This window comes from Brevibacillus sp. YAE8, from assembly GCF_057543335.1.
In genome coordinates this window covers 26,942-42,208 of sequence record NZ_BAAIYG010000003.1, presented here as the reverse complement: position 1 = coordinate 42,208, position 15,267 = coordinate 26,942, and the positions used below count along the sequence as shown (strand labels likewise).

Sequence of the window (15,267 nt, the reverse complement as noted above, 5' to 3'; positions counted from 1 at the left end):
CCCTCCTTATTTTTTACATGGCCAAACATCAATGGAACCTGTTACGGTTCCATTCCTCTTCACGATTGATGAATATCTAATATGGACGATCACCGACAATGGCAACACGTTCAACTTTTCGCGGGTACGGATAATAGTCGGAAACAGCGTAATGTTGCGTCGCCCGGTTATCCCAGAAGGCAATGGAGTTTGGCTCCCAGCGAAAGCGCACCTGGTACTCGGGGACATGCGCTTGACGGAATAGATATTGAAGCAGTTTTTCGCTTTCATCTGGGTCGAGCCCGACGATTCGGGTTGTAAAGGATGGATTCACGAAGAGCGTCTTCCGACCGGTTTCCGGGTGGGTGCGAACCACGGGATGCTCAACAGCCGGGAATTCCGCCTGTCTGACAGCCAACTCTTCCACTGTCATGAGATGACTGAACGCAGGCGTGAAGTCGTGCAACGCGGTAAGACCCTGGATTCGCTCCTTTACGTCCTCGGGCAGATTGTCGTATGCTGCCGCCATATCCGCCCAGAGTGTGTCGCCGCCTACAGGGGGCGCTTCAATCATTCTCAGTACCGCAGCTTTCGCCGGGTTAGTTCGAAACGTCACGTCGGCATGCCAGACGTTTTCGGAGCCGGCTTTCTTTTTGTCCCTGGCGAATCGTACAATTTCATTTGATTGTCCCTTCTCGATTTTATAAAAGGGGTGAACTTCCAATTCACCCCAAAGCCTGGCAAATGCCAACTGCTGCTCACTGGTGATTAATTGATTGCGGAAGAAGATGACCTTCCACTCTAAAAGGGCTCGATGTAACTCAGCTAGGAGGTCAGGCGTAATCGTCTTTCGCAAGTCTACTCCGACAATTTCAGCACCAATGAGCGGGGTGAGTGGCTTCACTTCGAATAGCGAGTATGGAACTTCGTCTACGCCTTCAGGCAGGCGTCTCAAAATGCGGGGGCCTTCGTGGATTTCGCGATTTTCGAATTGGAGTGGGCGAGTTTGGTCAATACGCAGGTGAGACATACGACATGCTCCTTTCAAGTACCTTTTATCGTTGAAATGATAGAATCACGAAGATCGTGAAATTCCCTTGTCTGTTTCAATTCGTAAACGGGCCGATTGTGATGGGATAGTGGATTTACGATGTCTTTTCCAATTCTTCCGGGATTGGGGTGCATGACGATAATGCGCGTTCCTAGCAACAGGGCCTCTTCTACATCGTGCGTGATAAAAAAGATGCATTTTCTTGTTTTCTTCCAAATCTGAAGAAGGTGGTTCTGCATGCTCTCACGCGTCAAGGCATCCAGTGCACCAAAAGGTTCATCCATTAAGATCACTTTTGGATCGGCAGCCAGTGTTCGAGCAATGGAGGCACGTTGTTTCATACCGCCCGAAAGCTGAAACGGCCACAATTTGGCTGAGGATTCTAATCCGACCATGTTCAAATAGTAGGAAACAATTTTCTGCCGTTCCGTCTTTGAAACAGATTTCATTTGTAAACCAAACGCTACGTTTTTTTCAATGGATAACCATGGAAACAGGTTGTGATGTTGAAAGACGACGCCTACGTCAGCATTTGGTCGTAGATGTTTCTTGCCTTGAATGATTACTTCACCCGATGTAGGCATCTGAAACCCGGCCAGCACATTCAAAAGAGATGATTTCCCGCATCCGGATGGTCCCAGCACACAAACGAAATCATGGTTGTCAATGTGAAGATTGATATGATCGAGAACATGTAACGACTGACTCCTGCTTTGGTAATGGAGGCACAGATCCTTTACTTCGATCAATGGAACACGGGTCATCGGTTGTCTGATTGATGGAGAAGATAAGGGTAACACAAGCGCCACTTCCTTATTTGTAAAGATCCCGTAACAAAGCCTGTTGATAGGTAGTTACATCCGGAGTAGATGGGATTGCTTTCTGAGTAACCAGATAGTCCCCCGTATCCTTTAACACCTTGGCTAATTGTCCTGGTTGGCCGGACTGGCCAAAGTATGTATTCTGTTCAGAAGCATCCAGCCAAATGATTTGCTGCATGGTTTGCAGGCTTTCCTCTGGAGACAGTTCCAATTCTTTTGAGAGCAATTGAGCGGATTGTTCAGGTTTTTCACGATAATAATGAACAGCTTGATCTAAGAGGGAAATATATTTTTTTACAATATGTGGATATTTTTGGGCGAAGTCCTTATGAACAATCCCGAATTCGGCGGTAACCACTCCTTTATCGGCCAATTCTTTTGAGGTGACAATGACCGTTCCGCCATCGCTCACAAGTTTGGCTTGGGTAGGTTGCCAGATATAGGCACCGTCAATGTCATTTCGCTTCCAAGCAGCATAGATATCCTGTGGCTGCATATCAAGAATGGTGATCTTGTCTTTTTCCGGGTCCAGTCCTGCCGTCTTCAAGGCTCCAAGTAAACTGAAATGAGAGGTCGAACTAAAGGTTGTTGCAATCTTTTTCCCTTTCAGATCGTGTAGCGATTGAATCCCGGAACTTTTTTTCACGATCAATGCTTCACTTTCCCCGATGACATCATGCAAATAATACACCTGGTACGGCAAACCTTTGGCGATTCCTATGGTGCCGGGAGGAGTTCCAACAAGGCCGAAATCTATGCTGCCGCTGGCCATCGCAGTATTTACATCTCGTCCTGAATCAAACTTCAACCAATTTATTTTTGTACTTGGGTAGTTCTTTTCTAATAACCCCAATGCTTTCGCCAGCAGTTCCCCATTGGGTGAAACTTGATAACCGATCCGGATTTCTTTTGGTGTGTCTGCTGTTGCAGATGATGATCTCTCTGGCGAAGCATGTGATTCTGTGGAGGTCACTTGATTCGAGCAGGCGGTAGCAAGAGTCAGCATTGCCGCCAATAGCGAGATCAACAACCATTTGATGTTTGGGTTAACAGACATGTAAGGTTCCTCCAAACGTAAGATTAATCTTCGGTTCCAACCCATAAAAAATGACGGCGTTGAAACCATCTGATGATCCAGTCCATGAACATGGCGATGGTCCCCATCAGTATAATTCCAACGAAAATAATATCGCTTCGCAAATATTTGCTCGCGTCCAACACCATCCAGCCTATGCCTGAAGTCGCCGCTACCATTTCTGCGGCAACCAATGTCGCATAAGTGACGCCGATTGCTGTTCGCAGTCCGGTAATGATGTCAGGCAGACAAGATGGAAAGATGATGTAAACAAATACCTTCCACTTTGATGCTCCCAATGTGAGAGCGGCATTGATTCGGTCGCGCGGAACTTTCTGTACACTCGATGCGGTTGTAATGAACAATGGGGCAAAACCGGTTAGAAATAGTAGTGCGACTTTCGATTTGTCATCGATCCCCAACCATAAGACAAGCAGGGCATAATACGCCAATGGCGGAAGAGGCCGATAAAATTCAACGATTGGATCAAAAATGGCACGAAAGTATTTGGAGTATCCGCACAGGATCCCTAACGGCACAGCCGTAACCAAAGCAAGAATCAGTGCCAAAAATAACCGATTCAGGCTGTTGGCAATGTGTTCAAGTAGGGAGGACCCTTTATATCCTTCTTGCAAAAGATCCAACAATGCGAACCATACCGATTGGGGAGTCGGTAAGAAAAGAGGATCGATCCACTTGAAATTTGTACTAACCGTCCATAACAGAAGGATCATAACCAAAGTGACGGCAGATACTGCCTTGACAGGGAGGATCTTTTTGTGTTCAAACAACCTCGCTTTCTCCTTTCACAAATGATCGCAAATCCAGAAACTTCCCATCGAAAAAATAAGGAGGCCCAATCCCAAGCAAGAAATGCAAGGATGTGGACCTCCAGTTTGTCTGGTCGGTACAAACTATTATATTCCGATGTGTTTACTTGTATTTATCTTAGCAGGGGCTATTGCCGATGTCAAGCGGAACGCGTTCATAGTCAATCACCCGGTCGCCTTCATACGTAAACGCGTGCTCGACAGGCTGGTCGTTTTCCAACATATACGGTAAAAAACGCGGGACATTTTCCGCAATTCCTTCGTTGTCCGGGTGCAAGATCCAGTCCAGCGTCACCCAGTCCAGAATGCCTTCCTCTACCCGCCGGGGCGTGACAAAACGTTCCCAAGCGTGCGGCAGCTCCGCCACGAAGGCGTACATCCCGCCGATCACCTTCCCGTCGAGCTTCCACGAGACGATTCCTTTGTAGCGGGCGAAGGTCAACGAAATGCCTGTTTCTTCGAATACCTCGCGGAGAACGCAGGCAAGTGGCGACTCGTTTGGCGCGAGCTTGCCGCCGACGCCATTCCAGCGGCCCATTAATGGCGGTTTGCGCCGATTCAACAGCAGAAACTCGTTTTGATGCATAAGAAAACAGATTGTGTATGTATACATGGGAATCCTTTCTGATATGGCGATATGGACAGCCTTCAAATATCTCGGGAGAGTCGTACCATATCCGTCAACGGAATGCCGTTTTCGTAGATCGATTCTTCGTAATGTCTGAGAAAAAAGTCGCGGTCAATCCAGGTCATGCGAAACCCGCATTTCTGGTAAAGGGCGAGCTGATTCAGGCTGGAATTGCCTGTGCCGACCTCGATCGTTTTGTATCCGGACGCCTTTGCCACCTCGATGGCGTGCAAAACGAGTTGTTTGCCGATGCCTTTTCCTTGATGAGCTTCATCCACCGCAATATTGACCAGCTCGATCGTGTCCGGGCGGGTAGGGATCAGGACGTAGACCCCGACGACGGCCGCGTCCTGGACGGCGAGATAGCACTGCCCCCTTTGCAGGTAGTCTTCCACCAATTTTGGCGAAGGATCTGCAAGCAATAGCAGGGGCATGGGGGCCTCCTCGTGCGGAGCCAGCTTTCTGATTTCCATTTTGTTCTCTCCTTTTGGCTGGGGCTTCGTCTGCTTTTGCAGCACAGACCTGCCAGCTTCCAGCCGTTGCTTGCTATTGGCAAGCTTTGTATTTGTGCTATTATAACAATCGTGAAAAAAGTTTGCAAAATGTGCTAATCGCGATACGGATACGGGCGAGCTGGTAAAATATGTACAGCCACGATGCGAACGAGCTAGTATACGACACCAGTCGCATCACCGGGCGAACAAGCAACCTGACGGGCAGCAGGAACAATAATGGAGGCGATTGCGATGGAAAACCGTATGATAGTAGCAGGAAAATCAATCGAGCAGTGGAAGCGGGAGTATCCGTTATTGTCCGAAATGATGGCGACGAAGGAAGTATTTTGGACAAATCCGGGCTATGCCCCCATCGCCCGTGCGGCTCTGTCGGTGACGGCCGATGAGATACACGAGGCGGAGGAACGTTTGCGCCGATTCGCGCCGTTCATTCAACGCGCATTTCCGGAAACGGCCGAGGCAGGCGGGCTGATCGAGTCGCCGCTCGTCTCCATCGGCAAAATGCAAAGCGAGCTGGCGGCCCGCTTCGCACAGGAAATACCGGGACGGCTCCTGCTGAAGTGCGATAGCCACCTGCCAATCGCAGGTTCCATCAAGGCGAGAGGCGGCATCTACGAGGTGCTCGCCCACGCGGAGGAATTGGCCGACAAGCACGGTCTGCTGCCTGCTGACGGGGACTACGCCGTGTTTGCCTCTGATTCGTATCGCGAGTTGTTTTCCCGCTACTCCATCGCTGTAGGGTCGACGGGCAATCTCGGGCTGAGCATCGGTGTGATGAGCGCGAAGCTCGGCTTTCAGGTGACGGTACATATGTCCGCCGATGCGAAAGCGTGGAAAAAGGAGCTGCTCCGCGCTAAGGGCGTGCAGGTGGTCGAATACCAGTCCGACTACGGCAAAGCGGTGGAAGAGGGCAGAAAACAGGCGGAAGCCGATCCGCAGTGCTATTTTATTGACGATGAAAACTCCAAGCGGCTGTTTCTCGGCTACGCCGTGGCCGCTGAACGAGTGAAAAAGCAACTGGAGGAACAGCAGGTTGTGGTCGACAGCGAGCATCCGCTCTTTGTGTACTTGCCGTGCGGGGTAGGCGGCGGCCCGGGCGGCGTCGCCTACGGCTTGAAGCTCGTCTACGGCGATCACGTCCACTGCTTTTTTGCGGAGCCGACCCACTCCCCTTGCATGCTACTCGGCTTGCTGACTGGTCTGCATGACCATGTAGCCGTGCAAGACTTTGGCATCGACAACAAGACAGATGCGGACGGGCTGGCCGTGGGGCGTCCTTCCCGTTTCGTCGGCAAGGTGATGGAATCGCTGCTCAGCGGCGTTTACACCGTGGCTGACGAGGAGTTGTACCGGCTGCTGCGGGCGCTGCGCGACAGTGAGTCGTTGCGGCTGGAGCCGTCTGCTCTCGCTGGCATGCCGGGGCCAGTCCGCCTGCTTTCGACCGAGGCGGGGCAGCGCTACATCGAGCAGCAAGGGCTTGCCGACAAACTGGCAAACGCGACCCATATCGTCTGGGCGACCGGAGGCAGCATGGTTCCGGCGCACATCCAGGAAGCGTATTATGCCAAAGGCATGCAGTACGACCAACGCAACATCTAGTCGCGCAACAGAGCGCCGTCGGTCTGGGGGATCGGCGGCGTTTCTTTTTGAGTTTTTTTAGCTGCAAGTTTGTAGAAAAAAGTATAAACTTAGAAAGAAAAAACGAAGAGGCTCTCGTATATAATTTTTTCTCGGCGCTTCTTTCCGCAAAGGACCAATAGCCCAGGAAGTGTGGAAGATTCATCTTTTTGCGGCTGTCTACCCAGTTCGATAAGAAAATCTCTTTTTTCGAATTTCATAGAAAAAATTATGCTATAACCTTGAAAAAATATACATGCAAGTAAAATGAGGGCTAACAAGCCGCAACGCCAGCATGGACGGAAGGAGCGGGAAGCATGGGGAAATACGGGGAGGAATTAAAGCGTTACATTCCGATTGCGGACGCCATGGCCCAGACTTTCGGGAAGAACTGCGAGGTTGTAATTCACGATTTAAGCTCGCCGCAATCTTCGGTTATTTACGCAGCCAACAACCATGTAACAGGAAGGGCTATCGGCCAGTCGTTCCATCAGCTCATCACACAGGTGCTTTTGTCCCAAAAGCTGCAAAATGACGTCGTAGCCAATTACCGGACCGAGACGGAGGACGGGCGGACGATCAAGTCGACGACTGCCCTGATCCGCAATGCCGAAGGGGAAGCGATCGGCGCTTTTTGCATCAACATCGACATCCAGCCGCTTGTCAGCACACGGGAGTTTATCGAGGACTTCATCCGCATGGGCGGGGAGCCGCTGGAGCGCGAAGGAGCGGAAGTTGTGCAAAACGTGTGGGAGATCGTGGAAAAGCTGATTGCCCAGACGATCTCCGAGAAAGACGTGGAGAAAATCGACAAAAACGAAAAGCTGCAAATCGTCCAGTTCATGGACCAAAAAGGCGTGTTTTTAATTAAAGGCGCACTGGAGAAGGTGGCGGCCGAATTGAAAATTTCCAAGGTGACGTTGTACAGCTATCTCGATGAGCTGCGCAAAAGCCAAAAGCCGGAGCAAGACTGACCCGATGAAGCTGATCGGAAATAGCGCGGACGAACTGGTCACGCCGCTCTGCCCAGTGTTCTGAACCGCATGGAGTACAAGTTGCTACAGAGGCAGTCGCTCTAATGCAGGAGGGGCTGCTCTCCGGCCTGGATCAGGACGCATACGATGTTCGGATATTGCCCACAGGCAGATCGCGATTGCCGAGCGGCGGGAATAACCGTGGCACAGTACCGTGGCACAGCTCGGTGAAGGCATGGCCGCCCTTGAGCTGACAGACATTTTTATCAAGAAGAAAATCACCGGGAAGCAAAAGCTGGCAAGGCTTGCGACGCATGCCGCTTCGCGGTTTTTACGCCCGGGGGCAGGACTCTTGGCCCGGATTGTCGAATGATGTTAAGGCTTGGGAAGGCCAGGCAAACATGTCCGTCCGCACATCATGCGGCGGTTTTTTCTACTTTTCCAAAACAATCGCCATTTTCTCGCCGGTTGTTGATTAACGACCGCCCATTTTTGGCGAGAATGGGATGGTGAAGGAGGGGTGAGGATGGAGCAAGTTCTTCAACTCGTAAAAGATTACTGGCCCGTCGCGGTTTGTATCATCGTGGTGATTTTGGCGGCACAATGGGTCGTGCGCAGCCTGATCCGGATCATTTCGCTCGCTGCCATCATCGGCGTGGTGCTGGTGCTGTTTTTCCAGTTCAGCCCGGAGGAAGTCATTCAGATGGGGCGGCAAGCGGTGGTGGCCACCCAGGAAGTGGTGGACAAGACGATCACCCCTGTGCTGGACAGCGAACTAAAGGATGCCGACATTACGTTTCAGCCGGATGGCAGCTACGAAGTCAAGACGGCCAGCATTCGCATCGTGGGCAAAAAGGGAGAGACGAAGGCTACTGTCTACTACAAGGACGAAAAATGGGAAGTAGACATCGGCCAGCTCGGCAAGTTGTTCCAGGACAGACTGGGCAAAGCGGAACAAGAAACGACGACGATGTAAAAAAACGCATGAACCTGTAGCGGTTCGATGCGTTTTTTTATGGGCTGCTGGAGCAGGAGAAGACGTCTTTTGCGCCACGAGCGGAAAAGCTGTCCGTACGCCGCTCTCCGCTCGCGTCGAAATCTTCGATGCGATCAGCTTTTCCACCAATAGCCGCTCCAGTAGATCACGCCGCTGATGACAACGAGGGAAAGAAAAAAGACAAGGCGAGTTCGCCATGCCCATCGCAGGCTCCAAAAGCACCTCTGCCCCCGCCCAGGCAAACAGCAAAACCGCTACCAACACGTTGGAGACTACAGCCATAATTTTTTCCCTCCTGTGCAAGCAGACTCGTTCTCTCGGATATCCGATTGGAAGATACTAGAAGTTTCAGCGTAGCGGGAAAATCGGCGCGCAGCACACGGTCACGCCTGTTGCTGCATCCCGGCCCATTCAAGCTTCTCGCCGCATGATAAACTCTTCAACCTCGCTGCCGCGCGCAGCGGAAAACCCTTTGTCCTCCCCAACGGTCTGAAAACCGCACTTTTGCAGGACGCGAATCGAGCCGACATTGTCCTTGGCGACGCGGGCGTAGACGGGACGAGCGGGGATGAGCTGCAAAAATGTTTGCAGCACCGTCGTCGCGATGCCCTTGCCCCAGTATTCCGTTCCGAGCCAGTAGCCGACGGAAGGATGGCCGAATTGCTCGAAGTGCACGATGTAACCAGCGATCTTTTCATCCGCAAGCACGGTCATTTTGTGAATGGATTCATCTACCAACAGCTTGTTCCAATGCGCTGCAAACGCTTCGCGGTCGCTCGGGTTCTTGGCCGTGAAGGCGGCCATGCGGTTTGCTTCCGGGTCAAGCTGTTGGGTGTAAAATGTGGGCAAATCGTCTGCTGTTGTCGGACGTAAACGAATGTGGCTCAAGGCAAAAGTCCTCCGATTCATTTGTCGGCTGTTTGGTTGAGAGGAAAGCCAGCTTGCTTCATCATGTCACGATCTGGACATGCTGGCAAGCTACAGAAAAAGGCCAACCGGAATATCAGCGGTTGGCCTTGCCAATGGGTGGGATGAATCAGGTGCGGCAGGCGGCTCAGGCCTTGTCCGACAATACGGGTGGCACGCGCAGCAACGTTGCTTGCTCGTAAGCGTAAGCCAGACGAAGCAGCACCGACTCGGTGAAGGCCAGTCCGGTCAGCGTGATCCCGAAAGGCTTTCCTTCCGACGTGTAGCCCGCAGGTACTGTAATGGACGGATAGCCCGCTTTGGCAGGAATGGCGTAGCCTGTGCTGCCGGGGAAGAGCAGGGCGTCCAGCGCGTGTTCGCTGACGGCGGCATCAATCCCTTGGCGCTGCGACATTTCGAGATCGTACAGCCGCTGGCGCAAATAGGCCGGCTCGGTCAACGTGCCGCTCGTCTCTTCCGACTGCTCCAGAATGTCTTGTCCGTAGCGAAGCGCTCTTGCTTCGTGCTCGCGATTAAAGGCGATAATGTCCTTCAAGGTGCGAAGCGGATAGGTTGGCGCAAAGTTTTTCAAATACGCCTGGATGCCTGCTTTAAACTCGTGCATCAAAACGTGGGAGCTCCACTCCGCGTCTTCTGTCGGGATGCGGACAGGATCAATTAGCGTCGCGCCAGCCTCTCGCAGTTGCGAAAGAGCCGCTTCGTAAAGCGCGACTTCTTCCTCAGAGCATTTTGCCAGAAAGCGGGAGCGGACGACGCCAATTCGCGCGCCTTGCAGACCGTTCGCATCGAGGAAGGGGAGGTAATCGCGCTGCGCGATGCCAACGCTTTTTTCCGTCGCCGGGTCTTTGGGATCGACTCCTGCGAGAGCGCCCAGCAAAATCGCTGCGTCGGTGACGCTTCTGGTCATCGGCCCGGCCGTGTCCTGGCTGTGGGAAATCGGAATAATGCCGCGGCGGCTAATGAGGCCGACCGTTGGTTTGATCCCGACCAGCGAATTTTTTTCCGCAGGGTGCAGGATGGAGCCGGATGTTTCCGTTCCGACCGCCGCGACGGCGAAGCCTGCTGCAATGCTTGCCCCCGAGCCTGAACTGGAGCCGCCCACATCAAACGTGCCGGGGCCGTACGGATTGCGGACTTGTCCGCCGCGCGAGCTGTAGCCGTTTGGCATCAGGTCGGCCATGAAGTTCGCCCACTCGGTCAGGTTGGTTTTGCCCAAAATGACGGCTCCCGCTTCCCGCAGCCGCGCCGCGACAAAGGAGTCGGCCGCCGCGTAGGAATCGGCCAGTGCCAGCGAGCCGGCTGTCGTGTGCATATTGTCTTTGGTCGCGATGTTGTCCTTGATGAGAACGGGGATGCCGTGCAGCGGGCCGCGACTGCCCGAGACGGCGCGCTCCCGGTCGAGTGCTTCGGCAATGAACAGGGCGTCCGGATTGATTTGACTGATCGCGTTGATATAAGGCCCCTGTTTGTCGTAGGCCGCGATTCGCTCCAAAAAGGAAAGCGTCAGCTCCCTCGAGGTGGTTTTTCCTTCTTCCATTGCTGCTTGCCATTCGAGAATGCTTGCTTCATAATTTGGTGACACGAGTTTTCACCTTTTTCTGATGGATTTGACCATTCTTATTTTACCAAAAGCAGGGAAGCGGGAAAATGGCAGAGAAACAGAAGCGGGTGTAACGGGTAGCGCCCGCAAACCAAAAAGAAGACAGGAGTGCTTGGGCATGACGATTCAGGCTGTGCTTTTTGATTTGGACGGCACTTTGCTGGACCGCGACACGTCTCTTCTGCGATTCGTACACGATCAGTACGAGCGAATTGGCGCGCTGCAGCTTGTCCAAAAGGATGTCTTTTGCGAGCGTTTTATCGAGCTGGACCAGCACGGGTATGTATGGAAAGACAAAGTGTACGAGCAGCTTGTCGCGGAGTTCGCCATTCCCGATCTGGACGCTTCGTTTTTGCTGCAAGACTATATCAGCCAGTTTCCGCAACATTGCATTGCTTTTCCTCATCTGCACGAGACGCTTGGACAACTGCAACAGCAGGGCATCAAGCTCGGGCTGATCTCAAACGGGTTTGGACAGTTCCAGTACGCCAATTTGCAGGCGCTCGGCATCGCGCATTTTTTCGAGGCGGTACTGATTTCGGAATGGGAAGGATTGCGCAAGCCCGACCCAGCGATTTTTCAACGGGCGCTATCCAAGCTGCGCGTACCGCCGGAGCAAGCGATATACGTGGGCGATCATCCGGAAAACGACGTGCGTGCCAGCCGAGCCGTCGGGATGAAAGCGGTCTGGAAGCGCAGCGATCAGTTTGCTGCGGCTGCCGAGGCGGACGCCGTCATTGCCGATCTGGCGGAAGTGATCGGAATCGCGCTCCCGGCTGTTCAGCTTCGGCGGCAGGCGAGCCGGGACCTGGACTTTATTTGACAATTGTCGTTGTTGCGCCGTTTGCCCAGTCCAGAATGAACGGAGCCTGATGAGGATTCAGGCTGTCCGGTACTCTCTTCATTGAGATGGCCGGTGCCTGTGTAGTCGGTGACATGAAAAATGAGCTGAACGCTAAACACCTTGTCCCCATTGGCGTACTGGGCAAAACCGTTTTTCCCGGAGTAGATGCCAAACAGTTGCATTGCTTTGACGATGAGGTTCGTTTCCTCAAGCACTTCGCGGTGGATCGTCTCCGCAAACGTCTCGCCGATTTCCAACAGGCCGCCGGGAATGCCCCATATCCGGTTGTATTTTTGCTGCAACAAAATGCGTCCCTGGTCATCTTCCAAAATAGCGCCGCAGCTTACTGTCAACAACGTCTCGTGACCGATGAGCTTGCGCATGGTCGAAATATAGTCATTCATGGGCGTTTCCTCCGCTTATCAGCTTGAGCGCATCGCTCGCCACGCGTCGAAAATCAGCGTCAGGCCGCAGATGAGGGTGCTGAGCAAGCCGATCAGCTTCACGGCAAGCCGCACAGGCTCGGGCTTGATCCCCAGATCGAACAGGAAATTATAGTCGATCTCGTAGTTGACGAAAACAAGTCCGACCAAAAAACCGATGACGATACTTATCTTCTTTTCCATAGCACCTCCCAAGCAAAAAGAACGAAATGTAGCAAAAGGATGAGATTTCCATTTTTGCGAACACTTTGTTTATTATGAAGGAGATTGCGTTTGGAGACAACCGAAAAGATCGGCTGAATCAAGGTGCATTTCGAAACGACAGCATCTTATTTATCCGCACCGGGACGAGAGGCGCAAAAAAACAAGCTGACTACCACAAGGGACAGTCAGCTTGCTTTGTTTTTCGTTTGCTTATGCGTTCGCTCCGGCAGCTTGCAGCTTCGCTTTTTCTTCTTCGACGAAGCGGTTGCGCGGATGCTCGCGGCATTCGTCGGAGCAGGAACGCTTGTATTTTTGCTCGCATTCCGGGCAGCAGAAGTGCTGCTTGTTGCAGAAAGGATTGGCGCAGTTCACGTAGCGGTCTTCGACAGTACCGCAGTAGTAGCAGCGGCCGATCACCACGTCTTCTTCGGTGTGGTTGATCGGTACGGAGATGCGCTCGTCAAACACGTAGCATTTTCCGTCCCACAGGCGGCCTTTTACTTCCGGATCTTTTCCGTAGGTGACGATTCCGCCGTGGAGCTGGTACACATCTTTAAAGCCTTGTTCCAACAGCACGCCGGTCAGCTTTTCGCAGCGAATGCCGCCTGTGCAGTAGGTGAGGACTTTTTTGTCCTTGAACTGGCTCATGTTTTTCGCGATCCACTCAGGAAACTCGCGGGAGGAATCGACTTCCGGACGGATCGCGCCGCGGAAGTGACCGAGGTCGTATTCATAGTAGTTGCGGCCGTCGAGGATCACGACGTCCTCTTGCTGCATCATTTCGTAAAATTCTTTCGGGCTCAAGTATTTTCCTGTTTTGACGTTCGGGTCGACATCTTTTTCCAGGCGCCAGGTCACCAGCTCTTTTTTCGCGCGAACGAACATTTTTTTGAACGCGTGCCCGTCCGCCTCATCTATTTTAAACCACATGTCGGCAAAACGCGGGTCTTTTCTCACATACTCCATGTAGGCGTCTGTCTGCTCGATGGTGCCGGATACGGTTCCGTTGATGCCCTCGGGAGCGACGATAATCCGTCCCTTCAGTCCAATCTCCTTGCAAAATTGCAAGTGTTCAGCAGCATACTCCTCATAGTTGTCCACTGGAGTGTACTTGTAGTAAAGCAAAATACGGTATGGTTTTTGTACTTGCAAGGTACAATTCCACCTTTCTTGTTCAATTGTAGTTTATGACGCAACGGTGATTATATCACAACTCGCCAGCAAAAGCGTAGAAAAAGAAAGGAATTTGTGAGCTTTCTATGAAAATGTGCGAAATAGTAGTGAAAAAGCGGCGAACTTGCTGGATGCAGGTTCATCTTGTACACTATGGAAGGACATTAGCTGTAGAGGCGATAGACGAGGAGAGACTTGGATGAATACGACAAATGAGCGCCTGGTTGCCCAGGTGAAACTAAAAAAACTGCACCCGGATGCCGTCATTCCGCAATACGCGCGCGCGATGGACGCCGGATTCGATCTGGTAGCGGTAGAAGATACGATTATCGCTCCGGGGGAGTCTGCCAAAATTCCGACCGGACTGGCTTTTGCCTTGCCGGAAGGGTTCGAGCTGCAAGTGCGCCCGCGTTCCGGGATAGGCGCGAAGACAAAGCTGCGCCTGTCGAATGCGCCGGGGACGGTCGATGCGGGGTATCGCGGAGAGGTGTGCGTGTTGATGGACAACATCCGCATTCCTTCTGGCAAGCTCGGCAAAGTGTGTCTGGATGCAGGCGAAAAACAGGTGGAGGTGGCTGAGGAAGTCGACGCGCACAGCTACTTCATTAAAAAAGGCGACCGGATCGCGCAAGGTGTGATCGGTCTGGTGCCTGTCGCCCGCTTCGAGGTTGTCGACGAGTTGGATGAGACGGAAAGAGGAGCGGGAGGCTTCGGCAGCAGCGGGATCAACGGCTAGGCCGATCTGCCCAACAAAGAAAAGACCCCTGGGAAGCAGCGTGTGCAGAAACAAACGGCACATCGCGGGCAGATCAGGGGTCTTTTCGCTGTACGCTCGCTGCAACGAGCAAGCTGCTTTTACACTTTGGCCGCAAGGAAGCGGTCGATCCGGCTGATGTCCTCCTCCGTGAGCGAACGGCCGTCGGCTTTGACGAACACGCACGGACCGTAGACCCAGTCCAAATAGCCGTCCGAGGTGATCGGGAAGTTGTTCCCCAACACGCCGCGCCCATCTTCATTCACGATCAAGGAAATTCCTTCCAGATGATCGTCGGCCACCACTTCAAAGTCGCCGTCCACCAGGTCGCTCAAGGAGCTGGTATCGGCAATGTCGAGCTTTTCCGCCTGTTCATGCGGACGTTTTACATAGACGGTAATCACGTTCCTTCACTCCTTTGTCCCTTCATCATAACCGAAAGCGAAAAAATGCGCGAGACGGATGTCAACGCTTCTGTTGGTTATGCTATGGGTTAGCTGCTACACCAACCAATGCCGAGGGGAATTGCCGCATGGATTTAGTGAATGGCAAACTGTATTGGTCGCATACTTTTCCCAACCCGCCACGCTATCCTGCCATTTCGGACGATTTGCGCTGTGATGTGGGGATCGTCGGCGGAGGCAGCAGTTGTGCCAACACAGGGCTGCTGCAGTTCGCCAATGACAAGTTGCTTGCCGCCAGCATCCATTCTTTTGGCGAGGAACAGGGCGTCCGTTTTTTTATGCTTTTTTGGTAGATTGGATATTTTAGGTATACTATTTCAAGCCAGACAAGAATGGGTCGACTCCTTATACGGTTTTGAAAAAAATGAACG

General features: G+C 52.5%; 19 protein-coding genes. 7 read left to right on the top strand and 12 right to left on the bottom strand.

Annotated elements, in window-relative coordinates:
• Nucleotides 1-76: 76 nt before the first annotated feature.
• From AC27IT_RS05575 to AC27IT_RS05550, 6 genes are all read right to left on the bottom strand, one after another.
• Nucleotides 77-1,009, bottom strand: coding sequence for a TauD/TfdA dioxygenase family protein (locus AC27IT_RS05575; RefSeq protein ID WP_221842097.1), 933 nt, complete (start codon nt 1,007-1,009; stop codon nt 77-79).
• A 14-nt stretch (nt 1,010-1,023) separates the two neighbouring features.
• Nucleotides 1,024-1,830 (bottom strand): ABC transporter ATP-binding protein, encoded by an 807-nt coding sequence (locus tag AC27IT_RS05570; protein ID WP_025845601.1) that lies wholly within the window; start codon nt 1,828-1,830, stop codon nt 1,024-1,026.
• Between the two features lie 13 nt (nt 1,831-1,843).
• A complete protein-coding gene (locus AC27IT_RS05565; protein ID WP_025845599.1) occupies nt 1,844-2,908 on the bottom strand; it encodes a taurine ABC transporter substrate-binding protein in 1,065 nt (354 codons plus the stop codon).
• A gap of 23 nt (nt 2,909-2,931) precedes the next feature.
• Entirely contained in the window at nt 2,932-3,660 is a 729-nt protein-coding gene (locus tag AC27IT_RS05560) for an ABC transporter permease (protein ID WP_290426031.1), read from the bottom strand.
• A gap of 214 nt (nt 3,661-3,874) precedes the next feature.
• Nucleotides 3,875-4,342, bottom strand: a complete 468-nt coding sequence (locus tag AC27IT_RS05555) for an NUDIX hydrolase (RefSeq protein WP_268871444.1) — start codon at nt 4,340-4,342, stop codon at nt 3,875-3,877.
• Nucleotides 4,343-4,404: 62 nt separating this feature from the next.
• Nucleotides 4,405-4,857: a GNAT family N-acetyltransferase gene (locus AC27IT_RS05550; RefSeq protein WP_327944607.1), complete on the bottom strand. Its 453-nt coding sequence runs from the start codon at nt 4,855-4,857 to the stop codon at nt 4,405-4,407.
• Between the two features lie 273 nt (nt 4,858-5,130).
• On the opposite strand from AC27IT_RS05550, the gene dsdA reads away from it, so the two are divergent.
• The 4 genes from dsdA to AC27IT_RS05530 all read left to right on the top strand — a co-directional run bounded on the left by dsdA (nt 5,131) and on the right by AC27IT_RS05530 (nt 8,466).
• Entirely contained in the window at nt 5,131-6,498 is a 1,368-nt protein-coding gene (gene dsdA / locus AC27IT_RS05545) for a D-serine ammonia-lyase (protein ID WP_327944606.1), read from the top strand.
• A gap of 335 nt (nt 6,499-6,833) precedes the next feature.
• Nucleotides 6,834-7,490: a helix-turn-helix transcriptional regulator gene (locus tag AC27IT_RS05540; protein WP_005833544.1), complete on the top strand. Its 657-nt coding sequence runs from the start codon at nt 6,834-6,836 to the stop codon at nt 7,488-7,490.
• Nucleotides 7,491-7,704: 214 nt separating this feature from the next.
• Nucleotides 7,705-7,863, top strand: coding sequence for a hypothetical protein (locus AC27IT_RS05535; RefSeq protein ID WP_283859179.1), 159 nt, complete (start codon nt 7,705-7,707; stop codon nt 7,861-7,863).
• Nucleotides 7,864-8,016: 153 nt separating this feature from the next.
• Nucleotides 8,017-8,466, top strand: coding sequence for a hypothetical protein (locus tag AC27IT_RS05530; protein ID WP_005833542.1), 450 nt, complete (start codon nt 8,017-8,019; stop codon nt 8,464-8,466).
• A 432-nt stretch (nt 8,467-8,898) separates the two neighbouring features.
• On the opposite strand, the gene AC27IT_RS05525 is transcribed toward AC27IT_RS05530, so the two are convergent.
• Together AC27IT_RS05525 and AC27IT_RS05520 are read right to left on the bottom strand one after the other, a co-directional pair.
• Nucleotides 8,899-9,375 carry a GNAT family N-acetyltransferase gene (locus tag AC27IT_RS05525; RefSeq protein ID WP_487091664.1) on the bottom strand — a complete coding sequence of 159 codons (477 nt, stop codon included), beginning with the start codon at nt 9,373-9,375 and terminating at the stop codon, nt 8,899-8,901.
• Nucleotides 9,376-9,541: 166 nt separating this feature from the next.
• Entirely contained in the window at nt 9,542-10,996 is a 1,455-nt protein-coding gene (locus AC27IT_RS05520; RefSeq protein ID WP_487091663.1) for an amidase family protein, read from the bottom strand.
• Nucleotides 10,997-11,132: 136 nt separating this feature from the next.
• On the opposite strand from AC27IT_RS05520, the gene AC27IT_RS05515 reads away from it, so the two are divergent.
• Nucleotides 11,133-11,837 carry an HAD family hydrolase gene (locus tag AC27IT_RS05515; RefSeq protein ID WP_005833539.1) on the top strand — a complete coding sequence of 235 codons (705 nt, stop codon included), beginning with the start codon at nt 11,133-11,135 and terminating at the stop codon, nt 11,835-11,837.
• Here the strand turns inward: AC27IT_RS05515 and AC27IT_RS05510 are convergent.
• From AC27IT_RS05510 to trhO, 3 genes are all read right to left on the bottom strand, one after another.
• A complete protein-coding gene (locus AC27IT_RS05510) occupies nt 11,795-12,262 on the bottom strand; it encodes an NUDIX domain-containing protein (protein ID WP_487091662.1) in 468 nt (155 codons plus the stop codon). The two genes, AC27IT_RS05515 and AC27IT_RS05510, sit on opposite strands and share 43 nt — an antisense overlap.
• A gap of 18 nt (nt 12,263-12,280) precedes the next feature.
• Nucleotides 12,281-12,484: a hypothetical protein gene (locus tag AC27IT_RS05505; RefSeq protein ID WP_005833535.1), complete on the bottom strand. Its 204-nt coding sequence runs from the start codon at nt 12,482-12,484 to the stop codon at nt 12,281-12,283.
• Nucleotides 12,485-12,715: 231 nt separating this feature from the next.
• A complete protein-coding gene (gene trhO, locus AC27IT_RS05500; protein WP_005833533.1) occupies nt 12,716-13,657 on the bottom strand; it encodes an oxygen-dependent tRNA uridine(34) hydroxylase TrhO in 942 nt (313 codons plus the stop codon).
• 220 nt (nt 13,658-13,877) lie between these two features.
• Here trhO and dut point away from each other — a divergent pair, with 220 nt between their 5' ends.
• Nucleotides 13,878-14,414: a dUTP diphosphatase gene (gene dut, locus AC27IT_RS05495; RefSeq protein WP_005833531.1), complete on the top strand. Its 537-nt coding sequence runs from the start codon at nt 13,878-13,880 to the stop codon at nt 14,412-14,414.
• A 119-nt stretch (nt 14,415-14,533) separates the two neighbouring features.
• Here the strand turns inward: dut and AC27IT_RS05490 are convergent, their stop codons facing one another.
• The gene (locus AC27IT_RS05490; protein WP_005833530.1) at nt 14,534-14,836 is read right to left on the bottom strand and encodes a DUF3846 domain-containing protein; all 303 of its coding nucleotides are present in this window, start codon (nt 14,834-14,836) and stop codon (nt 14,534-14,536) included.
• Nucleotides 14,837-14,964: 128 nt separating this feature from the next.
• Here AC27IT_RS05490 and AC27IT_RS05485 point away from each other — a divergent pair, with 128 nt between their 5' ends.
• Nucleotides 14,965-15,189 carry an oxidoreductase gene (locus AC27IT_RS05485; protein ID WP_487091661.1) on the top strand — a complete coding sequence of 75 codons (225 nt, stop codon included), beginning with the start codon at nt 14,965-14,967 and terminating at the stop codon, nt 15,187-15,189.
• Nucleotides 15,190-15,267: the final 78 nt, after the last annotated feature.